This is a genomic window from Actinoplanes sp. 13 (assembly GCF_056134165.1).
In genome coordinates this window covers 97,967-117,935 of sequence record NZ_JBVYOQ010000005.1, presented here as the reverse complement: position 1 = coordinate 117,935, position 19,969 = coordinate 97,967, and the positions used below count along the sequence as shown (strand labels likewise).

At 72.2% G+C, this 19,969-nt stretch carries 17 protein-coding genes; 8 read left to right on the top strand and 9 right to left on the bottom strand.

What is annotated here, in order from left to right; all coding sequences use genetic code 11:
* Window positions 1–299: 299 nt before the first annotated feature.
* The 3 genes from AC0NH5_RS13060 (at window position 300) to AC0NH5_RS13050 (ending at window position 4,017) form a co-directional block, all read left to right on the top strand.
* The gene (locus tag AC0NH5_RS13060) at window positions 300–1,568 is read left to right on the top strand and encodes a DUF1996 domain-containing protein (protein ID WP_474403177.1); all 1,269 of its coding nucleotides are present in this window, start codon (window positions 300–302) and stop codon (window positions 1,566–1,568) included.
* A 248-nt stretch (window positions 1,569–1,816) separates the two neighbouring features.
* A complete protein-coding gene (locus AC0NH5_RS13055; RefSeq protein WP_474403175.1) occupies window positions 1,817–2,911 on the top strand; it encodes a sensor histidine kinase in 1,095 nt (364 codons plus the stop codon).
* Window positions 2,912–3,018: 107 nt separating this feature from the next.
* Window positions 3,019–4,017: a LacI family DNA-binding transcriptional regulator gene (locus AC0NH5_RS13050; RefSeq protein WP_474403772.1), complete on the top strand. Its 999-nt coding sequence runs from the start codon at window positions 3,019–3,021 to the stop codon at window positions 4,015–4,017.
* Window positions 4,018–4,035: 18 nt separating this feature from the next.
* Here AC0NH5_RS13050 and AC0NH5_RS13045 read toward each other — a convergent pair whose 3' ends face one another.
* A complete protein-coding gene (locus AC0NH5_RS13045; protein WP_474403173.1) occupies window positions 4,036–5,178 on the bottom strand; it encodes an aminotransferase class V-fold PLP-dependent enzyme in 1,143 nt (380 codons plus the stop codon).
* A gap of 77 nt (window positions 5,179–5,255) precedes the next feature.
* Here AC0NH5_RS13045 and AC0NH5_RS13040 point away from each other — a divergent pair, with 77 nt between their 5' ends.
* Window positions 5,256–5,633, top strand: a complete 378-nt coding sequence (locus AC0NH5_RS13040; RefSeq protein ID WP_474403170.1) for a VOC family protein — start codon at window positions 5,256–5,258, stop codon at window positions 5,631–5,633.
* A gap of 60 nt (window positions 5,634–5,693) precedes the next feature.
* Here AC0NH5_RS13040 and AC0NH5_RS13035 read toward each other — a convergent pair whose 3' ends face one another.
* On the bottom strand, window positions 5,694–5,936 hold the full coding sequence (locus AC0NH5_RS13035) for a hypothetical protein (protein WP_474403168.1): 243 nt from the start codon (window positions 5,934–5,936) through the stop codon (window positions 5,694–5,696).
* Window positions 5,933–7,225 (bottom strand): lactate 2-monooxygenase, encoded by a 1,293-nt coding sequence (locus AC0NH5_RS13030; RefSeq protein WP_474403166.1) that lies wholly within the window; start codon window positions 7,223–7,225, stop codon window positions 5,933–5,935. The genes AC0NH5_RS13035 and AC0NH5_RS13030 overlap by 4 nt, the downstream gene beginning before the upstream one ends.
* Before the next feature lie 108 nt (window positions 7,226–7,333).
* Between AC0NH5_RS13030 and AC0NH5_RS13025 the strand changes: the two genes are divergently transcribed.
* Window positions 7,334–7,573 carry a hypothetical protein gene (locus AC0NH5_RS13025; protein ID WP_474403164.1) on the top strand — a complete coding sequence of 80 codons (240 nt, stop codon included), beginning with the start codon at window positions 7,334–7,336 and terminating at the stop codon, window positions 7,571–7,573.
* Here AC0NH5_RS13025 and AC0NH5_RS13020 read toward each other — a convergent pair whose 3' ends face one another.
* The 4 genes from AC0NH5_RS13020 to AC0NH5_RS13005 form a co-directional block, all read right to left on the bottom strand.
* Entirely contained in the window at window positions 7,574–8,761 is a 1,188-nt protein-coding gene (locus tag AC0NH5_RS13020; RefSeq protein ID WP_474403162.1) for a CehA/McbA family metallohydrolase, read from the bottom strand. It lies immediately after the preceding gene.
* A gap of 35 nt (window positions 8,762–8,796) precedes the next feature.
* Complete coding sequence (locus AC0NH5_RS13015; protein WP_474403160.1) at window positions 8,797–10,011, bottom strand: polyamine ABC transporter substrate-binding protein; 1,215 nt, start codon at window positions 10,009–10,011, stop codon at window positions 8,797–8,799.
* 471 nt (window positions 10,012–10,482) lie between these two features.
* On the bottom strand, window positions 10,483–10,890 hold the full coding sequence (locus tag AC0NH5_RS13010) for a GNAT family N-acetyltransferase (RefSeq protein ID WP_474403158.1): 408 nt from the start codon (window positions 10,888–10,890) through the stop codon (window positions 10,483–10,485).
* Window positions 10,887–12,962 carry a S9 family peptidase gene (locus AC0NH5_RS13005; protein WP_474403156.1) on the bottom strand — a complete coding sequence of 692 codons (2,076 nt, stop codon included), beginning with the start codon at window positions 12,960–12,962 and terminating at the stop codon, window positions 10,887–10,889. Before AC0NH5_RS13005 ends, AC0NH5_RS13010 begins: the two co-directional genes overlap by 4 nt.
* Before the next feature lie 42 nt (window positions 12,963–13,004).
* Here AC0NH5_RS13005 and AC0NH5_RS13000 point away from each other — a divergent pair, with 42 nt between their 5' ends.
* The gene (locus tag AC0NH5_RS13000; protein WP_474403154.1) at window positions 13,005–14,174 is read left to right on the top strand and encodes a lycopene cyclase family protein; all 1,170 of its coding nucleotides are present in this window, start codon (window positions 13,005–13,007) and stop codon (window positions 14,172–14,174) included.
* On the opposite strand, the gene AC0NH5_RS12995 is transcribed toward AC0NH5_RS13000, so the two are convergent.
* Complete coding sequence (locus tag AC0NH5_RS12995) at window positions 14,161–14,484, bottom strand: nuclear transport factor 2 family protein (protein WP_474403152.1); 324 nt, start codon at window positions 14,482–14,484, stop codon at window positions 14,161–14,163. The genes AC0NH5_RS13000 and AC0NH5_RS12995 overlap by 14 nt on opposite strands.
* 113 nt (window positions 14,485–14,597) lie before the next feature.
* Window positions 14,598–15,968, bottom strand: coding sequence for a glycoside hydrolase family 6 protein (locus AC0NH5_RS12990; RefSeq protein ID WP_474403150.1), 1,371 nt, complete (start codon window positions 15,966–15,968; stop codon window positions 14,598–14,600).
* Window positions 15,969–16,136: 168 nt separating this feature from the next.
* Between AC0NH5_RS12990 and AC0NH5_RS12985 the strand changes: the two genes are divergently transcribed.
* The gene (locus AC0NH5_RS12985) at window positions 16,137–17,507 is read left to right on the top strand and encodes an MFS transporter (protein WP_474403148.1); all 1,371 of its coding nucleotides are present in this window, start codon (window positions 16,137–16,139) and stop codon (window positions 17,505–17,507) included.
* 39 nt (window positions 17,508–17,546) lie between these two features.
* A complete protein-coding gene (locus AC0NH5_RS12980) occupies window positions 17,547–19,889 on the top strand; it encodes a GH92 family glycosyl hydrolase (protein WP_474403146.1) in 2,343 nt (780 codons plus the stop codon).
* Window positions 19,890–19,969 lie beyond the last annotated feature (80 nt).

Sequence of the window (19,969 nt, the reverse complement as noted above, 5' to 3'; positions counted from 1 at the left end):
CACCCCACGTGTGAAGTTCGGGCTCGTTCCGAGCCTCAACTTCACACGCAGGTTCTGGCTGTACGAGTGTGTGAAGTTCGGGCTCGATTTGCACCCGAACTTCACACGCAGGTTCCGGAACCTGGGCGCGTGCAAGTGATTGACCAGGGCGAATGCTGGTGGGAAGCGCTTCCCGGGCGGTGACCAGGATTGACACCAGTTAACAGCGGCGTCACAGTGACGTTGCGAGAGAGCGCTTTCACGCGTCCCCGACGAACGCTCTCCCGCATCCCCCCGACGGACGGAAAGGCTCATCCACCGTGAGAAAACGTCCCCTTCTGGCCGGCGTGGTGGCCGCCGCACTGGCCACCTACGTCCTGGCGGCGGCCAACCAGGCCAGTGCCGCCGACGCCCTGATCTCGCAGGGCCGTACAGCGACCGCCTCGTCCACCGAGTCGGCCGCCTTCCCCGCCTCCAACGCGGTCGACGGCAACGCCGGAACCCGCTGGTCCAGCGCCTTCAGCGACCCGCAATGGCTGCAGGTGGACCTCGGCGCGAGCGCCACGATCACCTCGGTCACGCTGGACTGGGAGTCGGCGTACGCCCGCGGTTTCAGTGTCAGGGCCTCGGCCAACGGCAGCAGCTGGACCACGCTCTACTCCACCACCACGGGCGCCGGCGGCCGGCAGACCCTGAACGTGAACGGCTCCGGGCGGTACGTCCGGCTGGAGACCACCGCGCGGGCCACCCAGTGGGGCGTCTCGCTCACCGAGTTCCAGGTCTTCGGCTCCGGCGGCGGTGTCCCGACGACACCGACCATCCCGCCGGGTGCGGTACGCGTCTCGGAGTTCCTCGCCGACTGCCCGTTCAGCCACCGGCTGCCGGACGACCCGATCATCTTCCCCGGGCTGCCGGGCGCGTCACACATGCACAGCTTCTTCGGCAGCGTCGTGACCAACGCGCACAGCACCGTCGACACGCTTCTCAACGCGAACAGCAACTGCAACCCGTCGATCGACAAGTCGTCGTACTGGATCCCCACGCTCTACCGGGACAACGTGCCGGTCGAACCGACGACCGGCATCTTCTACTACCTCGGTGAGGGTGTGCGCGACGACCTGATCGCACAGACCCAGCCCTTGCCGCTCGGCCTGCGGATCGTCGCCGGCAACGCCCGGGCCGCCGGCCCGGCCGACAACACCATCGCGCGGTGGTCGTGCCTGCACGCCGGGCACGTCGGCTCGTCGTCCGACTTCGTCAACTGCCCGGCCGGCACGATGCTGGAGTCCTACCTCGACTTCCCGCACTGCTGGGACGGGCGGAACCTGGACTCGCCCGACCACAAGAGCCACATGGCGTACCCGGTCAACGCCGCCTGCCCGCCCAGCCACCCGGTCGTCGTGCCGAAGCTGCGGCAGGTCATGCGGTACCCGGTGAGCGGCGACCCGGCGCGGCTGCGGTTGGCGTCCGGGGCCGGCTACACGATGCACGGCGACTTCTTCAACGCCTGGCCGGTCGAGGAGATGGAACGCCGGGTGCGCGACTGCATCCGCCCGATCATCAAGTGCGGGGTCGACGGGCGCCCCTAGAAGGTGTGAGCCGGGCGCCCGCGAGGGACCCGGGCCTCCGCTGAGTGCGGAGCGGAGGAGGGGGTGAGCGCCGGCCGGTTGAGGGACCGGCCGGCGCTCCGCCGGATCCGCGGAATCAGGGCCGGATGTCCGGTGATCCGGAATCCTGCGCCGAAGATCCGTACTTTCCCTAGAGTCGGCTTATCGACCGGACGTTCCGCCTCCTCGGCACCGGACCGCGGCACGCGGCCCGGCAGGCTGCCGCACTCGTGCTGGTGGCCGGCCTGCTCGCCCTGGTCGGCATGGTCACCGACCCGGCCCACGCCGACCGGCTGCTCCTCGTCGCTGTCTGCGACTTCGTGCTGGTCCTGTTCGCCGTGCTGTTCCCGTGGTCGCGCACCGGCCCGCTCGCGCCGGCCGTGATCGGCCTGGCCGGCTTCGCCGTGATCGGCCTTTCCACCTGGTCGTTCGGCGGCATCGCGGCCGGCACCGGGCCGTTCCTGGTGTTGCTGTACGCCTGGGCGGCGCTGCACTTCCCGCGGTGGATCCTGCTGGCCTTTCTGATCCCGGCCACCGCCGCGTACCTGGTCCCGCTGATCATCACCGACCAGCCGGAGCTGGTGATCGGCAGCGCGGCCATCCTGATGCCGATCGCGCTCTCGGTCGCTCTGCTGATCGAGGCACAGGCACGCCACCTGCGCGACGACCGGGAACGCCTGGCCCGCATCGAACAGTGGCGCACCGCAATGATCAACACGCTGGCGCACGACGTGCGGGCACCGCTCACCACGGTGCGGATCGCCCTCGAAACCCTGCGGGAGGACGCCGACGACCAGGCCGCACGCATGTTCGACGCGGCGCTGCGCCAGACCGCCCGCATCGCCCGCCTCGCCGACGGCCTGCTCGACCTGCAGCGCATCGACAACTCCGGGCAGCTCACCCTGGACCGTGAGCTCCATCCGGCGACCGAGCTGGTGCGCGACACCCTCACCTATGTGCGCGCCGACGCCGACGTACGCGCCGACATCGACCCCGCCGTCCAGCTGTTCGTCGACAAACAGCGGTTCGAACAGATCCTGCTCAACCTGGTCGGCAACGCCCTCCGGTACGGCCGCCCACCGGTGATCGTCCGCGTGGTCCGGGACGGCCCGCACGACCGTGTCGAGGTCCGCGACCACGGGCCCGGCATCCCGGAGTCGCTGCGGCAGACCCTGTTCGGCCAGTTCGCGGTCGGCGGCAAGGAGGGGGTGGGGCTCGGCCTGTGGATCGTCCGGCAGTTGGTGACGGCGCACGGCGGGCAGGCGGTCGCCGAGGACCGCGATCCCGGCGTGGCCATGGTGGTGACCTTCCCCGTTCCACCCTGACCGGCCCGCGGCGTCCATTCCCCGGCGGCCGTTCTCATTCCTGGGGTGACCTGTGGTAGGCATACGCGGTGATTCCTCGACCGGCCCGCGGCGGGCAGCAGCCCACCATGGACGACGTCGCCGCCGCGGCCGGCGTCTCCCGCGCCACCGTGTCCCGGGTGATCAACGGCGCGGCCACCGTCGCACCCGAGATCCGCTCCGCCGTCCAGCGGGCCATCGCCGACACCGGTTACGTGCCGAACGTCGCCGCCCGCAGCCTGGTCACCCGCCGCTCCAACTCGGTCGCCCTGGTGATCAGCGAACCCGACCGCCCCGACGACCACTCGTTCCTCAACCGGATCTTCACCGACCCGTATTTCGGCCGCGTCACCGCCGGCGCCACCAGCGCCCTGCGCCCGCACGACGTCCACCTGGTCGTCGTCCCCACCGACGCCACCGACCACCACCAGGTGATCCGTTACCTCGGCCAGGGCCACGTGGACGGCGTCCTGCTGATCAGCAGCAACGAACACGACCCGCTGCCCCGCCAGGTGCACGCGCTGGGCATCCCCGCCGTCCTGTCCGCCCGCCCCACCGGCCCCACTCCGGCCAGCTTCGTCGACGTCGACCAGCGCCTCGGCGCCCGCCTCGCCGCCGCCCACCTGATCGAACGCGGCTGCCGCCACCCCGCCACCATCGCCGGCCCCCAGGACATCCCCGCCGGCGCCGAACGCCTGGCCGGCTTCCTGGAAGCACTCGCCGCCCGCGACGTGCCCTCGGTGATCGGCGACTTCACCCGGGCCGGCGGCGAGGCCGCAGCCCACCGACTCCTCGACGAACACCCCGACATCGACGGCCTGTTCGTGGCCAGCGACCTGATGGCCGAGGGCGCCCTGCGCGCCGTCCAGGACCGAGGCCGCCGCGTCCCCGGCGACATAGCCGTCATCGGCTTCGACGACAGCAGCGCCGCCCTCGAATGCCGCCCGCTCCTCACCACGGTCCGCCAGCCCGTCGAAGAAATGGCCGCCGAGATGGCCGCGCTCCTGATCGCCCAGATCCACAGTCCCGACCGCCTGCCCCGCTCCGTGATCTTTCAGCCCACGCTCGTGATCCGCGAATCCGCCTGAGCTGCGGACCTCAACCGATCACAGGCTCGCGATCAGGGTCGTCACGAGCCGGTCGACGTCCGGCGGCGTGATGTGCAGGTGCGGCGACACCCTGATGGCGTCGCCGCGCCGTGCCACGAAGCAGTTGGCGGCTTTCAGCGCACCGGCGACCCGGTCGGCCCCACCGGCGGGGACCCGCAGCCCGAGCAGGTGCGGCCCGCGCGGCTCGGCGGCGGTGACGCCGATCCCCGCGGCCGTGATCCGTGTGGCGATCTCGTCGGTGACCACGGCCAGGGCGGCAGCGATGTGTTCCGGACCCCAGGCGAGGACCTGCTCGAGTGCCGCCACCGCCATCGGGGTCAGCTCGAACAGTGTCCGCGCGCCTTGGTCGTACCGCCGGGCGCCGGGCAGATATTCGTCGCGGTAGTCGACGAGCCGGGCGAAGTCGTCCGAACCGGCCCGCAGGATCCAGTTCTCCTCCAGGGGCCGGCCCCGGCGATGTTCCCCGGCGACCCAGAGGTACCCGCGCCCGAACGGGCCCAGCAGCCACTTGTATCCGACCGAGACGACGAAGTCCGGGCGCAACGCGGCCACGTCCAGCGGCATCACGCCGAGGGACTGGCTCGCGTCGACGACCAGCCGGGCCCCGGCCGCGCGGGTGCGCGCGGCCACCTGCTCCAGGTCGACCAGCCCGCCGTCGGTCCAGTGGACGTTGGGCACCGAGACGATCGCGACCCGCTCGTCGATCGCGGCCAGCACCGCCTCGGTCCAGTTCTGCCCGGGCGCCCGGGTCACCGTGCGGATCCCCGCCCCGGCCCGCTCGGCCGCGCGCCGCCACGTGTAGACGCCGGACGGATATTCCTCGGCGAGGACCACTATCTGCTGCCCGGCCCCGAGCGGGAGGTTCGCCGCGGCGACCGCGAAGCCGTAACTGGTGGCCGGCACCAGGGCGATCCCCTCGGCGTCGCCGCCGACGAGCCGCCCCGCCAGGGCCCGCAGCCGCTCCACGTCGGTGAACCAGTCGGACTCGCCGACCTCCCACGGCCGGGACCGCCGGCGCAGCGCCGACTCACCGGCCGCGCGGGCCGCGTGCAGCGACGGCGACAGGCTTGCGGCATTGAAATACGCCACGTCGTCCGGCACGTCGAACAGATGCCGCTGAGAACCCCGGTCAACGACCACACCGCACCCTAGCGCCGGCGCGAATGGCCGTACATCTGCGGTCGTGTTCTGACCGCAATTGTTGGCACCATGTCCTCATGACATCGACGTGGAAGATTGAGCTCATCCCCGTGCCGGTCACCGACGTGGACCGTGCCAAGGCCTTCTACCAGCGGATAGGCTTCAACGCGGACCACGACCACAAGGTGCATGAGGGCCTGCGGTTCGTGCAGCTCACACCGCCCGGGTCGGCCTGCTCCATCGTGATCGGTGACGGTGTGACCGAGAAGGTGCCGGGCAGCCAGGAGATCCAGGTGGTGGTGCCCGACGCGGAGGCCGCCCGCAAACAGCTGGTGGACGCCGGCGTCGAGGCCAGCGAGATCGACGCGCAGCAGTGGGGAAACTTCGTCTACTTCCGCGACCCGGACGGCAACAGCTGGTCGCTGCAGGCGATCGAGGGCAGGCCCAACGGCTGACCCCCGGCCCGGAAAGCGCCGGCCCGGCGGAGGACGGAGCAGGGCCGACGCCTCCTGGCCTCAGCCGCCGGGGCAGGTGTGGCTGCCGCCGCTGTACGCGACGCAGGTGTTCGCCGGCGGGGGATCACTCTTCATCGCCCGACTCCCGTACCCCACCGCGACGAGCACCAGCACCGTGATCAGCGCGCCCCGCAGCCACCAGCCCCGGCCGCGCAGGGCGGCCAGCGCCGCCGCCGCGACGAGGCTCAGCCCGGCGACGGCCGCCGCGGAGGCCCGGCCGGAGTCGTTCCCGGATCCGGTCACGCCGTGACTCCGCCGGTCGCCGGGCGCGGCACCAGCATCTCGCGGGTGATGCCGGCCAGGTCGCGCACGCCCGTCAGCGCCATGGTCAGGTCGAGTTCGGCGATGATGTCGGCGATCACCTGCTCGACACCGGCCTGGCCGGCGACCGCCAGGCCGTACATGTACGGCCGGCCGAGCAGCACCGCGTCCGCGCCGAGGGCGAGCGCCGTGAAGACGTCCGCCCCGCTGCGGATGCCGCTGTCCATCAGGACCGTCGGTGTCGGCCCGACCGCCGCGCGGACCTCGACCAGCGCGTCGAGTGCGGCGATCGCGCCGTCGACCTGGCGGCCGCCGTGGTTGGAGACCACCACCGCGTCTACGCCGAGGTCGAAGGCGCGGCGGGCGTCGTCCGGGTGCAGGATGCCTTTGAGGACCACGGGCAGGCGGGTGCGGTCCCGGACCGTGGCGATGTGGTCCCAGCTCAGCCGCGGGTTGGAGTAGATGTCGAGGAACGTCTCGACCGAGGCGCGCGGCCGGGGCGAGCGCAGGTTCGCCCAGAACGACCCGGGGTGGTTGCGGACGATCGAGAGCAGCGAGCGGATCGCGGCCAGGGTCACCTGCGGTCGCGGGCCGGTCGCGGGCGGGCGCTCGTCCACCAGCGACCGGAACCGGGGGTCGGACGTGTACTGCCCGATGCCCAGCCCCTGAGCGAACGGCAGCGAGCCGAGGTTGAGGTCCTGCGGCCGCCAGCCCAGCACCGTGGTGTCCAGGGTGATGACCAGCGCGCCGGCGCCGATCGCCTCGGCCCGCCGGATCAGGCTGTCGACCAGGTCCTCGTCGGTGCTCCAGTACAGCTGGAACCAGCGTGGCGCGTCGCCCATCGCGGCGGCGGCGTCCTCCATCGGGGTGCCGCCCTGGTTGGTGAAGACGTACGGGATCCCGGTGGCCGCGGCGGCGCGCGCGGTGTGCAGGTCGCTGTCCGGGTCGACCAGCTGGCCGGCGCCGACCGGGGCGAGCAGGACAGGGGCGGGCAGGCGGGTGCCGAGCAGGTCGAGGGACAGGTCACGCTCGCCGGCGCCGCGCAGCATCCGCGGGACGATCGCCCACCTGTCGAACGCCTCCCGGTTGTTGCGCATGGTGCGGCCCAGCCCGGCGCCACCCGCCACGTACGCCCAGGCCTTGGCGCTGGACGCCCGGCGGGCCCGGCGTTCCAGCTCGGTGAAGTCGGTGGGGACGGCCGGCCGCCGCCCGAGCACACCGGCGCGGTAGATCTGGTTCTGCCGGAGACGCCCGGGCCCTGCGGAGATCATGCGCACACGATAGAGGGCTGGCCGCGAAGGTCGTACACCGTGAGGCGTGAGAAGACCGCGTCCTGGGTAGACGAATCCTGTCATCGACTTCGATCGGAAGGGACCCCCATGAGCCAGACGACGAGCGCCCGGCGCGGTGTCACCGCCGCCCGCGTCTGCACGATCCTCGCCTTCGTCTTCGCCGTCCTCGCCGTCCTCGTCAGCCCGCTGATCTTCGGTCTGGCCGGCCTGGTGCTCGGTGTCGTCGGTGGTTACCTGGGTGACCGCCCGCTCGGCTATTACGCCGCCGCGGCTGCCGTGGCCGGTGGCGTGCTCGGCGTGGTCCTGAACGCGATCATCCTGTCCTGATCAGGGAGCCAGCCACCAGGGGCTCGAGTACGCGACGCCCCAGTCGTTGCAGGGATGACCGGCCGGGCCGGGCGACCCGTTCGCCTGGCCCGGGTCGGAGACCCGCAGCACCACCCACGCCCCGTCCTCCACGTCGAGCGGCACAGTGAACTCGGTGATCCGCCCGGCCTGCGTCTCGACGACGTCCGCGACCGCCGGTGCCGCCGTTCCCGGCCGCAGCACCTGGATGGTGAGGGGCTTGCCCGCCCACTCCGGGCCCCGGTCGAGGTCGGCGACGAAACGCACGTCGCCCCGGGCGAACGGCAGACTGCCCCCCATGCGTACACCGTCGGCCGTCGCGTCCAGCCGCAGCCCGCTGACCCGGGTCGCGAAGAACCGCCGGTCCCGCATCGCCGCCAGCACGCCGTTGCGGGTGTTCTCCACCGCCCAGATCCCGGTGCGGCCCTTGCCCTCCGGGTAACCCCACTCGGTGCCGTGCTCGTCGGTGACCCCGGTCAGCCCGGTGCGCCAGCCCGCGTTGAGGCACGCGTTCAGCGGCGAGGTCTGCCCGTCGCGCCAGCCGTCGAAGAGGTAGTCGTCGCCCCGGTTGAACATCTCCAGGCCGACCATCTGCTCCCGCAGCGCGGCGTTGTAGGCGAAGTTGTTGAACCGCAGCAGTTCCCGGCCCGGGTGGTTGAAGCCCCCGATGCCGCCGGTCCGGCTGATCCAGTCGTAGAGCCGGTTCATGCTGCTGGACCCGCCGAGGTCGGTGAAGCCGCCGGTGTACCAGACGTTGACGTGGCCGAGCAGCGGATGGGACCACTCGAAACCGCGCAGCGCGGTGTAGACGCCGGGCTCGTTGGCGGCGTCGGCCAGTTGGCCGGTGCGGTTCCACTCGGCGGACGAGAGGCCTTCGATGCCGAAGAGGGTGGCGTGGTCGGTCAGCGCGGCGACGTCCAGACCGGCGTCGCGCATCGAGGCGAAGGCCTTCGCCGGATCGCCGTCACCGTCCGACATGAGCGTGTGGTTGTGCAGGTCGGCGTGGACCAGGGTGGTGCCCTGGGTGATCGCGGAGGCTCTCGCCGCGCCGCCGGCGGCCCTCCCGCCGGCCACGGTGGTGGCCGCTGCGGAGGCGGACCCGGGAGTGGCGGCCAGCATCAGGAGCCCGCCACTACCGGCCAACAGGGAACGTCTTCCGAGGGGATTCATCGATTCAGCAGAATCGATGCCGGGTAACGCCGCAACTACCCCAGGACGATCGGATCGAAAATCTTCGAGAAGTCCTGCTGTTCCTCGGCGGTGTCGAACCCGACGTAATAGTGCAACTTCGCGTAATCCGCCGCGCTCGGGAACACGAGCGCGCTCTCGGCGACCGCCCGGTCCTTGACGAGCTTCTTCGCGGCCGGCACCGGGCACACATAGTTGATGTACTCCGCCAGCGACGCCGCGGTCTCCACCTCGTAGAAGTAGTCGATCAGCATGAGCGCGTCCACCGGGTTCGCGGCGGTCACCGGGATCGCGAAGTTGTCGGTCCAGATGGTGCCGCCCTCCTCCGGGATCACGAACTGGAAGTTCGTCCCGTCGGAGAGGTTCTTCTGGAAGATGTCACCCGACCACGCCTGGGTGATCCACACTTCGCCCTTGCCGAGCGCGTCCACGTATTCCTGCTGGTAGTACTTGCGGACGATCCCGGCGTCCCGCTGCTGCTTCAGCTTCGCGGCAGCCTTGCGCCATTCCGCCTCGCCCGACTCCGCGGGCACGCTGCCGGTGGCCAGCAGACCGAAGTTGGCCAGCTCGGTGGTGTCCGACATCATGCCGACCTTGCCGGCGAACTCCGGATCCCACAGGTCGGCCAGCTTCGTGATCGGCCGCTTCACCTTCGCCGGGTCGTACGCGATGCCGGTGATCCCCGACGCCCACGGCACGCTGAACACGTTGCCCGGGTCGAACGCCTCCTGCGAGTACTTCTTCGCCGCGTTGGCGGTGTAGTTCGGCAGCCGCGAGTGGTCCAGCGGCGCCAGGAAGCCGGCCGCCCGGAACTGACCGAACTGGATCCCGTTGGTGATCACCATGAGGTCGAAGTCGATCGGCTGCTTCGCCGACAGCAGCGGCTGCACCTTGGCGAACCACGGGCCCATCTCCTGAATGACCTCTTCGTAGTTCACCGCGATGCCGGTCCGCGCGGTGAACTCCTTGAGCTCCGGCCGCGCCGGATCCATGTAGAGCGGCCAGTTCGCGAAGTCCAGCCGGCCGTTCCTGGCCCTGCCGTCCCAGAACGTCGCGATCGCGTCGGCGTCCGCACTCGCCGCCGGGGCACCCCGCCCTTCCACGCCGCATGCCGCGAGCGCCGCACCCAGCGCCGACAGCCCACCGAGCCGCAACACGTCACGCCGCCCCGGACGCCGCCCCGGACGCCGCCGCGTGCCGCCGCGCAGAAAGGAAGGGTCAGGGAAAGGCATCGTGCTCCTCGGGCAGGCTTCTCCAGTGCAAGATCACCCTAGGTGCGGCACCGCAGCGCCCGGATCGGGAGGAAAGCCCGCCCAAGATCACCCATCGGCGCCCGGAGGCCGACGTTCGGCTCTTTCTCTGTTAGATCGCCCACGCCGGATGCTTTCCTTTCGAGTACGCCTACGGAAGTCCCCACCCACACCGCGACCCGGCGGGGCCGCCCGGACCGTCCGGCGACCGCCGGGCTGACCTGCCCACCACAACCAACGCCGGGCCGCTCAGGCGCAGGGCCCGCTCACGCGCAGGGGCCGCTCACGCGCCAGGGCCCGCTCACGCCCAGGGCTGCCGCTCCGCGGGGCAACGCTCACTCGCGCCCGTGGCGACTCGCGCCCGCGGGGCCTCCCGGCAAGGGTCCCAGCCGAGGGCTCGCGCCCGGCGCCGGCTCCGTTCAGAGTGGCCTCGCGTGCAGAGTGCCTTCGCGTTCACAGCGGCTTCGTGCAGAGGATGTCGGGCATCGGCAGATAGCCGAGCGCCTGCCAGAACCGCAGCCCGTCGTCGTTGTCCGGCATCACCAGGAGGTTGACGCGCGGGCAGCCGAGCCGGCGGAGCCGGGACTCCAGCTCGGCGACCAGCCTGCCGCCGATGCCCCGGCGGCGCCGGGACGGGTGCACCGCCAGCCGCAGGATCCAGCCGCGCCGGCCGTCGTAGGTGCCCATCACGACGCCGGCGAGCCCGCCGCCGTCCTCGGCGACCAGGAACAGCTCCGGGTCCCGGACCAATTTCGCCGCCAGTTCGGCGCGGGGGACCACTTCGCGCCCGGCCGCCGCCCACACCGCAGCGACCGCGTCGTAGTCGTCCCAGCAGAACTGCCGGATCGCCGGGACGGTCACGCCAGGCCCAGGGAGCGGCGCAGGAAGTCCGCCTCGAACTGCCACAGGTTCTCGGTGGTGCTGCCCATGTGGGTGGCCGCGGGCAACGGCAGCACGGTGTGCGGGCGCCCGGCGGCCAGCAGCGCGGCGGAGAGCTTCATGGTGTGCACCGGCAGCACGTTGTCGTCGAGCAGGCCGTGCACCAGCAGCAGCGGCCGGCTCAACCGGGGCGCGTCGCCGATGAGGGAGCCGTGGGCGTACCCCTGCGGGTTCTCGGACGGCAGGCCGAGCGTCCGCTCCTGCCAGTGGGTGCTGTAGAGCAGCTGATCGGTGACCGGTGCACCCGCGACAGCCGCGTGGAAGACGTCCGGCCGGCGCAGCACCGCGAGCGCGGCCAGATATCCGCCGGCCGACCATCCGCGGATGCCGACCGTGGCGAGGTCCAGGTCCGGGTATTCCTCGGCGGCCGCGTGCAGCGCGTCCACCTGGTCCTGCAGCCGGGCCCCGGCGTGGTCGTCGCCGCGGGCGCGTTCCCAGCGCGGCCCCCGTCCGGGGGTGCCGCGGCCGTCCGCGATCACCACCGCGAAACCCTGGTCGGCGAACCACTGGGCCGCCCAGTACCGGTTGCGGGCCGCGACCGCGCGCTGGGCCGCTGTCCCGCCGTAGGGGTCCATCAGCACCGGGAGCCGCCCGGATCCGGGTTCGTGGCCGGTGGGGAAGAGCACCGCCGTCCGCAGCGAGCGCTCCCCGAGGCTGTGCAGGCGCACCACCGGCCGAACCTCCGGCGTGGCGGCGAAGCTGCGCAGCTTCCGGACCTGGACCCGGGGAGCCGAGCCACCGGGAGAGCCGTCGACGGTGACCGTCTCGCCGGCCGGGGTGAAGGAGGTCGTCACGGTGACCCCGCCGGCGCGGACACCCGTGTGCAGCCCCGGCGCGTCGGTGAGCTGCGTGAGCCGGCCCGCCGTCCACGTCCACAACTGCCGCGACGCCGGCTCCGACCGCCCGGTGAACAACACCGTCTCCCCGTCCACCGAGAGCAGCTCCTCCATCTGCAACCCGGGCGGGGTGACCGGCACGCCGTCGGCGGTGAGCCGCCGGGTGTCGCCGTCGTCGATCGTCCACATCAGGGTCCCGTCCGGGGTCCGGGCCGGCACTCCCGCGACGATCGTGGTCCACCGCGGATCGGTGCTCTCGGCCACCACCTCGGTCAGCCCGGTGACGGGATCACAGGCCAGCACCCGCATCACGGTCTGCCGCCGGTTCTGCACCACCACGAGCAACCCGTGGCTGTCCCAGACCACCCGGGTCACATATTCGAACCCGTCCCGGTCCCAGACGACCGGGACCCGGCTGCCGTCCAGCCCCAGCACGTGCAGGCTGACGTCGGCGTTCGGCGTGCCCGCGGACGGATATCGCAGGGCGGTCGGCGGCAGCGACGGGCGCGCGGGGTCGGTCACGTACCAGACCTGCACCGGGCTGTCGTCGACCCGCGCGGCGACCAGGCCGCTGCCGTCCGGCGCCCACCAGTACCCCTCGAAGCGGTTCATCGACTCGGCGGCCTCGTGCTCCGGCAGACCCCAGGACACGTCCGGGCCGTCCGGTTCGGCCAGGGCCCGGTCGTCCTTGCCGTCGCGGCCGATCAGCCGCAGCCCGGTGTCGTGGACATAGGCGATCGTGCGCCCGGCCGGATCGATGCGCGCCTCGGCCGCGGGCTCGGCAGCGCCCAGCGTGGTCAGGTCACCGGACGCCACGTCCACCGCGTAGAGCCGGCCGGACACGGTGAACACCGCGGTCCGCAGGGCTGCGTCGGTGGCGTACGCGCCGATCCCGGCCGACCTGTCGCGGGCCCGCTCGCGCCGGGCCTTCTCCCGCTCGCCGAGTTGCACGCCGGTGCCCAGCGACCGGGCGTCCACCAGGCAGTGCTCCGCGCCGGTGGCCACGTCATAGATCCAGAGATGTCCGACCGGGTCCTCGCCGCCGTCGGAGCGCAGGAACAGGACCCGGGAGCCGTCCGGTGCGACCGCCGGCCGGCGGGCCAGCCCGAGCGTGAAACCCTGGGTGCGGGCGACCGTCGAGGGGAACGAGGAAGTCATGCCACGTACTCTTTCGCAGCCGCCGCCGGGCCGGAAGCGATAATGGTCGCCGTGGACGTCGACCTTGCCGTGACCGGATCCGGTGGCGCGGCGTCGCTGCTGCTCAGCGCCCTCGACCGGCACGGAGTGCGGGGACTGCGGATCGCCGTGATCGATCCGCTGCCGGCGCGTGGGCACCGGACGTGGGCGTTCTGGACCGGGCCGGCCGACGACCTCGACCCGGTGCTGGATGCGGCCTGGCCGCGGGTCGACCTCTACGGGCCGTCCGGCCTGCGGCGCCTCGACCTGACGCCGATGCGTTACGCCATGGTGCGGTCGGAGCCGGTCTACGCGGCGGCGGAGCAGGCGGCGGACCGGCTCGGCGCGAAGAACATCACCGCTGCCGCGGCCACGCTGGAGGACGACGGCGATTCGGTCACGGTGCGTGATGCGCAGAACCAGGTGATCGTACGAACCAGGTGGGCGCTCGACTCGCGTCCCGTGGCGCCGGCCAGGCCGGGCCGGACGTTCTGGCTACAGCATTTCCGCGGGTGGTGGGTCGAGGCGGCGCGGGACGTGTTCGACCCGGCGTCCGCGATCCTGATGGACTTCCGCACCCCGCAGCCCGCCCGGGGGGTGTCGTTCGGTTACGTGCTGCCGACCGGACCGCGGACGGCGCTGATCGAGTACACCGAGTTCTCCCCGGCACGCCTCGACGACGCGTCCTACGAGAGCGCGCTCCGGTCGTACCAGAAGATGCTGGGTCTGAAGGATCTGCGGGTGACCCAGGTCGAGGACGGCGCCATCCCGATGACCGACGCCCCGTTCGTGCGGCGGCCCTCGCCGCGCGTGGTGCGGCTCGGCACCGCCGGCGGGGCGACCCGGCCGTCCACCGGTTACACCTTCTCGGCGATGCGCCGCCAGGCGGACCAGATCGCGGCGTCGCTGGCGGCGGGGCGGGCGCCGGTGCCCGGGCCGGCCTATCCGCGACGGCACCTGTGGATGGACTCGGTCGCGTTGCGGGCCTGGGACCGTGGTCTGGTGCCGGCGCCGGCCTTCTTCGAGCGGCTGTTCGCCCGCAACCCGGCGGACCGGGTGCTGCGCTTCCTCGACGGGCTGACGTCGCCGGCCGAGGAGGTGGCACTGATGGCGTCGACACCGCTGCTCCCGATGACCCGCGCCGCCGCCGGCGACCTCCTCGGGCGCGCCGCCGGTGGCCTCAGTCGAAAGTGACGGTGAGCTCGGCGATCTGGCCGTCCTGGTGGCCGAGGGTGAGGGTGCCGGTGCCGCCGCGGGTCCACTCGAAGGTGACGACGTCGCTGTCGCCCTCGGACGCGATGCCGACGATGCGCATGGTGTCACCGGGCGGATTGGCCACATAGGCCGCGGCGATCGCATGCCGGCCGTGGAACGGCCCCACCGGCGGCCCGACGAGCGTCATCACCGCGGCCGGGTGCAAGGCGCTGACGAACGCTGTCCAGTCACCGTCGGTCACCGCCGCGTTGAACCGTTCGATGTGATCGCGTGCCGCCGTCTCGCTCATCGGAGGAACGATATCGTTCGATCCCGGCGATCGGATGACGGTGGCGGCTTTCTCCCGTGACGGAGGTGGTGACCGGCCGGGGGCGCGGGCGTCGGCGCCCCCGGCCGATCAGATCACGCGGCGGTGCAGGTCAGCGTCGGCGACCCGGGCGTACCCGAGGCGATCAGGCCGAAGGTGGCCGACCCGTTGGCGGGCAGATTGCCGTTCCAGGACACGTTGCGCACGGTGGCGGTCGACCCGGCCGTGGTCAGCGTCCCGTTCCACACCTGGTTGACGGTCTGCCCGGCGGGCAGGGTCCAGGACACGGCCCATCCGCCCTGCGTGCCACCGGTGGACCGGACGGTCACCTCGGCCTGGAAGCCGCCCTGCCACGTGCTCACCGCGCGCAGCGTCGCCGTGCACGGGCCGCCGGGCTGCGGCGACGACGGGCCGGGTGACGACGGGCTGGGCGAGGACGACGACGGCGACGAGCTCGGGGAGGAGGACGGCGACGACGGCGGGGACGACGGCGGGTTCTGGGCGCTGCTGGCCAGGCTGTACGCCAGGTCCGGCTGGAACGAGCCGGCCGAGTACCGGCAGCCGTCCGCCTCGCCCGGCGGCTTGATCCACAGGTAGGCGTCGATGTTCGCGTCGCCGGTGTTGACCGTCGGGTACTGGCCGATCCGCCGGTCGGTGTTGTCGTCACCGCACCAGTCGCCGCTCGCCCCGCCGTTGCGGCTGGTGTCGATCACCTGGCGCTTGCCGCTGACACCCTGCCCGTTCAGCGCGTTGATGATCGCGCGCCCGTACGACGCCTCGGCGCTGGTGGGCTGGAAGTTCGAGGCGTTGGTGTAGAAGCCGTCGGCGCTCGCGATACCGGCCGCCACCAGCCGCGACGCCTGCTCGCTCGCGCTGTTCCACGCCGAGTGGCCGCCGTCGAGATAGACCTTGGCGTTCGGGTTGCCGGCCTTCAGCGTCTGCGTGGCGGTCCGCAGCGCCTGGTTGCGGGCCGCGATCTCGCTGCTGCTCAGGCAGGTGAGCAGGGCGATCGAGTCCGGCTCCAGGTTGATGATGACCGTCCGGTTGCCCAGCGACCGGGCGATGTTGCCGACCCACGTCTGATATTGGTTGAGGTCCGGTGCGCCGCCGGAGCTGGCGCCGCCGCAGTCCCGGTTGGTGATGCCGTAAACGGTGAGGGCGGGGATCTGCCCGGCGGCGTTCGCCGCGTTGACATAGGAGGCGACCTCGCCGCCGATGGTGGAGATGTTGAAGTTCGACAGCCACCGCGTGGCCGGCTGGCTGGCGATCCGGTCACGGATCACGGCGGCGCGCGAGTCGCCGGGGTTCGCGGCGAGCCAGCGGTCGGCCGGGGTGCCGGTGTCGCGGTACAGGGTTCCGGAGATCGTGCCGGCGGAGGCGGTGCCGGTCGCGAGCCAGATCCCGGCCGAAGCCACGGTGGCGCAGGCCGCCGCGGCCGCGAGGGCCTTGAGGGGGGAACGGATCATGCTGCTCTCCTGGGGACGAGGGGTGGGAGCGCTCCCAAGTTAACTGCATCGATGCGCCTCGGCAATATCTGGGTGCCCGCTCCGCTCGTGGCGGGGAAAACCCCCGCCCGGCTTCGAGGGCTGTCCCGGGTGGTTTCGATCCGCACCGGCCGGTGACCTGAAAGGTTCATGGAGGACAACCACGGCTGGGGCGCCGCGCTGGTGCTGGCCGGCGCCATGTTCCTGGTGCTGTTCGACAGCCTCGCGGTGGCCACCGCGCTGCCCGCCATCGGCGCCGAGTTCGACATCCCGCCTGAGCAGTTGCAGTGGGTGGTCACCCTCTACTCGCTCAGCATCGGCGGTTTCCTGCTGCTCGGCGGCCGGGTGTGCGACCTCTGGGGCCGCCGCCGGCTGATCGTGGCCAGTCTCGGCGTCACCGCGGCCGGCCTGCTGCTGTCCGGTGTGGCGACGTCGACCCCGCCGTTGCTGGCCGGCCGGGTGTTGCAAGGTCTCGGTGCGGCTTTCGCCATTCCGGCGACGCTGGCCTCGGCGGCCACGCTCTTCCCGGGCGAGCCGTGGCGGAGCCGGGTGTTCTCGGTGGTCGCCGCCGCCGGCAACACCGCCGGTGTGGCCGGGGCCGTCCTCGGCGGACTCATCACGTCGGCCCTCGGCTGGCGCTGGATCTTTCTGGTCGTCGTCCCGGTCGCGGTGCTGGGCGCCCTCGCCGCCCTGGTCGTCCTGCCCGCTGACACTGCGCACCGGGCAGCGCCGGGGAGCCTCGACCTGGTCGGCGCGTTCCTGGCGACCGGCGGGGTGCTGAGTCTCATCTACGGCGCCACCCGCGCCGGCGAACACGGCATCCACCTGGCCACCGTGCTGCCTTTCGTGGCCGGGCTGATCCTGCTGGCCGCGCTCCGCCCATGGGAGCGGCGCGTCAAGGATCCGCTGATCCGCCCGTCGGCGGTCCGTTCCCGCCGGCTGATCGCTTCGTGCGTCGCGTTCTTCGCGCACTGCGCCGCCTACAGCGCCGTCATCGTGGTGGGCAGCCTGCAGCTCCAGGACGTGCACGGCCTGTCCGCCGCCCAGGCGGGCCTGGCCCTCGCCCCGCTCCTCGTCGGCTCGCTGATCAGCTCGGTGCCGGCCGGCTCGCTGCTCCGCCGGTACGGCACCCGCCGGGTCGTGGTCTGCTGCCTGACGCTCAGCTCGGTCAACCTGGCCTTCGTCGCCGTCGCCGGCCGATACTCGCTGCCGCTGACCGTGCTCGGCCTGGTCCTCTGGGGTCTCAGCTCCGGCCCGGTCTTCGTGGCTCTCACCCGTGAGTGCGTGGGCGACGCCGCCCCGGAGGACCGGGGCATCGCCTCCGCGCTGTTCGAGTCGACGAGCCACGTCGGCGGCGCCATCTCGGTGGCCGTCTACCTGACGATCCTCGGCGTGGGCGGCGGGTACGACGTCGCCCAGCTCGTCGGCGCCGCAGTCGTGGGTGCGGCGGTGATCCCCACCTTGCTGATCATGCCGAAACGTAAGGAAACCTTCACGCAGGCTCCGATCGGCGCCCGCTGATTCCTCATAGGTTGAAGGCGACCCAGGAGAGGAAGACGCATGTCGATGAGGGCGACCATCGCCGCGGCCATGGCCACGGTCCTGACGATCACGCCGGCCGCACCGGTCCACGCCGCACCCCCGGAGATCGACCCGGTGAGCTTCGTGGACCCCTTCATCGGGACCACCCGTGGCGGCAACACGTGGCCCGGCGCCACCCGGCCGTTCGGGATGATCGCCTGGAGCCCGACGGGCAGCAACGGCGACCAGACCAACGCGCCCGCCAACGGCTACGAGTACAACACCACGAAACTGCGCGGCTTCAGCCTCACCCACGTCAACGGCGCCGGCTGCGCGCCCGGCGCCGCCGGCGACGTCCCGATCCTGCCGTTCACCGGCGCGGTCGACTCGTCACCGACCGCCGACACGAAGGACGCCAAGTACGTCGCGTCCTGGTCGCACGCGAACGAGGCGGCCACCCCGGGCCGCTACACCGTCACGCTCGACGACGGGACCCGCACCGATCTGGCGGTGACCACCCGCGCCGGCGTCGGCGAGTTCGCCTTCCCCGGCGGGCGGGAGGCGAACCTGCTCTTCCGCACCTCGAACTCGCTCAACGGCAGCGAGGACGCCGAGATCAGCATCGACCCGGCCACCCGGACGGTCACCGGCTCGGTGCTCACCGGCGGCTTCTGCGGACGGCGCGGCAACGGTGGCGGAGACACCAACCCGAACCGGCGCTCCTACTACCGCCTGCACTTCAGCGCCGTCTTCGACCAGCCGTTCACCAGCACCGGCACGTGGGTGAACAGCACCCTCCACCCGGGTGCCACCACGGCCACCGGCGGCGAGGGATACCTCACCGGCGCCAACCGGGCGGGACGAGGCTCGGGCGGCTGGGTCGCGTTCGAGCCGGGCAGTGACGTACGGATGCGCGTCGGTGTCTCGTACGTCAGCAAGGAAGGCGCCGCCGCCAACCGCGACGCCGAGATCCCGGCCGGAGCCACCGCCGACACCGTCGCCCGGCAGGGGCGTGCCGCCTGGCACGCCGAGCTGGACCGGATCCGGGTGGCCGGCGGCACCGCGGCCCGGACCACCGCCTTCTACACCGCCGTCTACCACGCGCTGATGCAGCCGCAGACCATGAACGACCTGGACGGCCGCTACCTGGGTGCGGACCAGAAGATCCACACGAAGCGGCCCGGGCAGCAGGCCGTCTACGGCACGTTCTCCGGCTGGGACCAGTACCGCGCGCAGATTCAGCTGCTCGGCCTGCTCCGCCCCGACGTGGCCGGCGACATGGCCACCTCGATGATGCACTTCGCCGCGCAGAACAACGGCATCTGGGACCGCTGGCTGCACCTCGGCGCCCCCACCCACGTGATGACCGGCGACCCGGCCGCGCCCACGCTCGCCACCTGGGCCGCCATGGGCGTCCGCAACTTCGACACCACCGGGGCCCTCGACTCGCTGGTGCGGCAGGCCACCGTGCAGAACCCGGACGCCCTCTCCGACGCCGGCTGCCCCGGCCAGTGCAAGGGCCAGCGCCCCACGCTCGACACCTACCTGGCCCTGGAGTACGCCGCCAACGACATCTGCCACTGCTGGGGCGGCGCCGCCGAGACCCTGGAGAACTCGCTCGCCGACTTCTCGCTGGCCATGTGGGCACGGCGCACCGGCCGCACCGGCCTCTACCGGCAGCTCCTGCCGCGCGGCGGCTACTGGAAGAACACCTTCAACCCCGCCGTCGGATATCAGGCCGCCCGCAAGGCCGACGGCAGCTGGCAGCCCGGCTTCACCCCGAACACCGACGTCGGCTTCGCCCAGGGTTCCAGCGCCACGTACACCTGGATGGTCCCGCAGGACGTGTCCGGCCTGGCCGCCCTGATGGGTGGCCGCGCCACCGCCGCCGACCGCCTGGACGCCTTCTTCGCCAGCGGTTACGACCCCACCAACGAGCCCGGCATCCACGCGCCCTGGCTCTACAACGGGCTCGGCAAACCGTGGAAGACCCAGGAGACGGTGCGCCGCCTGGTCGACACGGTCTACGGCACCGGCCCGGCCGGCCTGCCCGGCAACGACGACCTCGGCACCATGAGCGCCTGGTACGTCTTCGCCACCATGGGCGTGTTCCCGCAGGTCCCCGGCCGCGCCGAACTGCTCGTCGGCAGCCCGGTCTTCGCCCGCGTGGACGTGCGCCGCAGCAACGGCGTGGTCCTGACGATCAAGGCCGACAGCACGGCCACCTACATCCGCTCGGCCCGCCTCAACGGTGCCGCCCTGACCCGCTCCTGGCTGCCCGAGTCCTTCGTCCAGCGCGGCGGCACCCTCACGCTCACCCTCGCCGACACCCCCGACCAGACCTGGGCGACGGCGCCGCGGGACCTGCCGAAAGATCATTGACCCGCGGGGGTACGACCTACCCGAGTCCCGCACTGCACGCGACCCGGCTGCCGCTCCAGCCTGTGCCGCGACCGCCGGGC

Bases quoted from the DNA above. Each gene is read 5' to 3' on its own strand.
- AC0NH5_RS13020 (WP_474403162.1), bottom strand. From the start codon at position 8,761: ATGAATCCCCTCGGAAGACGTTCCCTGTTGGCCGGTAGTGGCGGGCTC.
- AC0NH5_RS12995 (WP_474403152.1), bottom strand. From the start codon at position 14,484: ATGAGCGAGACGGCGGCACGCGATCACATCGAACGGTTCAACGCGGCG.
- AC0NH5_RS13050 (WP_474403772.1), top strand. From the start codon at position 3,019: ATGGACGACGTCGCCGCCGCGGCCGGCGTCTCCCGCGCCACCGTGTCC.
- AC0NH5_RS13030 (WP_474403166.1), bottom strand. From the start codon at position 7,225: ATGATCTCCGCAGGGCCCGGGCGTCTCCGGCAGAACCAGATCTACCGC.
- AC0NH5_RS12985 (WP_474403148.1), top strand. From the start codon at position 16,137: ATGGAGGACAACCACGGCTGGGGCGCCGCGCTGGTGCTGGCCGGCGCC.
- AC0NH5_RS13025 (WP_474403164.1), top strand. From the start codon at position 7,334: ATGAGCCAGACGACGAGCGCCCGGCGCGGTGTCACCGCCGCCCGCGTC.
- AC0NH5_RS12980 (WP_474403146.1), top strand. From the start codon at position 17,547: ATGTCGATGAGGGCGACCATCGCCGCGGCCATGGCCACGGTCCTGACG.
- AC0NH5_RS13015 (WP_474403160.1), bottom strand. From the start codon at position 10,011: ATGCCTTTCCCTGACCCTTCCTTTCTGCGCGGCGGCACGCGGCGGCGT.
- AC0NH5_RS13000 (WP_474403154.1), top strand. From the start codon at position 13,005: ATGGTCGCCGTGGACGTCGACCTTGCCGTGACCGGATCCGGTGGCGCG.
- AC0NH5_RS13040 (WP_474403170.1), top strand. From the start codon at position 5,256: ATGACATCGACGTGGAAGATTGAGCTCATCCCCGTGCCGGTCACCGAC.
- AC0NH5_RS12990 (WP_474403150.1), bottom strand. From the start codon at position 15,968: ATGATCCGTTCCCCCCTCAAGGCCCTCGCGGCCGCGGCGGCCTGCGCC.
- AC0NH5_RS13005 (WP_474403156.1), bottom strand. From the start codon at position 12,962: ATGACTTCCTCGTTCCCCTCGACGGTCGCCCGCACCCAGGGTTTCACG.